Below are 1743 nucleotides of genomic sequence, written 5' to 3'. Positions count from 1 at the left end.
CAGCGCGCGCTCACGGAGTCCGGCGCGGCGATCGGCCGCGGCCATCGCCCGCAGCCGCACCCCCTCGTCGAGCGGAGCCGTCCGCCACCACGTGGGACCGGCGTCCCGCTCCCGGGCCACACGGTGCAGACACCTGGACCCCGACGCCGGTCCCGCCACCGCACCGTCGGGGTCGCCACTCGATCCGTTCCGGGCACCGTCCATCGACGTCCATCATGGCGCACACCGCGCCCGGATACCGGTCCGGTGCTCACCGGCGGACTGTTCGCCTAGGCTGGGACCCTGATGTTCGCGACGAGAGAAGGATCGACGCCCATGGGCAAGCTGACGACCTACCGCGACAAGCGCGCCGAACTCCGCGCCCACGCCTCCGCGCTCAAGGCCACCGCCATGACCGAGGCCAAGCTCGCCGCCAAGGAGGCCAGGCACAAGGCCAAGGAGGCGCATCGCGTCGATCTCGCCGAGGCCAAGAAGCGCGCGAAGCTGGAGGGCAAGAACGCGGATCGCAGGGCGAAGCGCGAGGCCAAGCGGGCCCAGCGGCAGGACGCGCTCGCCCAGAAGGCGGCCAAGCGGGACCGCAAGGCCGAGAAGACGATGTCCAGGCAGGAGCGCGCCACCCTCAAGCGCGAGGCCAAGTTCCTGGCGAAGGACCGTAAGGCGGCCGAGAAGATCGAGGCGGCGGGCCGGAGGCACGAGTACCAGCTCGCCGAGATGGAGCTGAAGAAGCTCGAGGGCACCAAACTCGGCAAGGAGGACGTGCAGCGGTGGCTGAGCCTGGCCAAGGTCGCCACCCCGGTCCTGCTGCCGATGGTCTACAAGCTCGTGTCCAACGCGCAGGGTTCCGCCGACAAGTCCGCCGGGGCGGGTGCCGTGGACCTCAAGGCCGCGGGCATCGACGCCACCGGCCCGGGCGCCGCGCTCGGTGCCCGCATCGTCCGGCTGGAGCAGACCCTCGACCAGCTCGAGGTCGGGCGCCGCGGGGATCGCCAGGTCGAGGACTTCATCGCCTCCACCCGTTCCCGACTCAAGGATCTGCGCACGGCCGTCGAGACCGCCGAGACCACCCCGACCTCCCAGCGCCGCGAGGTGCACTCCGCCATCTCCGGGGAGCTCGACCGGGTCAACAAGGACGTGCTCGCCCGCCTCGGCGTCACCCCGTGACCGCGATCCGGACTCGGCTGGCCTCCACCGCGCTCGCCGTCACCACGATCGTGGGGGCTGCGGCGCCGGCCACCGTCCTCGCCCCGGTCGCGGCAGCGCACTCGGTTCTCGTCTCGGTGGACCCGCAGGACGGCGCCACTCTCGAGACCTCGCCCGGACGGGTCTCGCTGACGTTCAACGAGGAGATCAACCAGAACTTCGCCTCGGTCGCCGTCACCACCGGCGACGACCGCACCAGTCTCACCGTCGGAGAGCCGACGGTGGAGGGCGAGACGGTCACCGTCGCGGTCGACGACGACCTGGCGGACGGCGCGTACACCATCGGCTACCGGGTGACCTCGGCCGACGGGCACGTCGTGAGCGGATCCTCGGTCTTCACCGTGCGGTCCGCGGCAGCCGGATCCGGCGAGGCGACCGCGACGCCCGGCGCGACCGGCGACCCGGCCGGCGAGCAGTCCGACCCGGCCGAGAACCAGGTCGCCGACGAGACCTCGGGGGAGGCGTCCTCCGGCGTCGACCCGGCACTGTGGGTGGTGGGCGGCCTGGCCGTCCTGCTGATCGGCGGCGCGTTCGTACTGCTGC

At 72.3% G+C, this 1743-nt stretch carries 2 protein-coding genes and 1 pseudogene; 2 read left to right on the top strand and 1 reads right to left on the bottom strand.

What is annotated here, in order from left to right; translation table 11 throughout:
* Nucleotides 1-204: pseudogene (locus G6031_RS18680) on the bottom strand (hypothetical protein); the annotation flags it as partial.
* A gap of 111 nt (nucleotides 205-315) precedes the next feature.
* Between G6031_RS18680 and G6031_RS14150 the strand changes: the two are divergent.
* On the top strand, nucleotides 316-1161 hold the full coding sequence (locus tag G6031_RS14150) for a DUF6474 family protein (protein WP_179524207.1): 846 nt from the start codon (nucleotides 316-318) through the stop codon (nucleotides 1159-1161).
* The coding region (locus G6031_RS14145; protein WP_182653597.1) for a copper resistance protein CopC at nucleotides 1158-1743 on the top strand (586 nt) is incomplete at its 3' end. The genes G6031_RS14150 and G6031_RS14145, both read left to right, overlap by 4 nt.

Origin of the sequence: Dietzia sp. CQ4 (assembly GCF_014145125.1) — a bacterium.
Classification (GTDB): Bacteria; Actinomycetota; Actinomycetes; order Mycobacteriales; family Mycobacteriaceae; genus Dietzia; species Dietzia natronolimnaea.
This window is presented reverse-complemented; position numbering and strand designations above follow the sequence as displayed.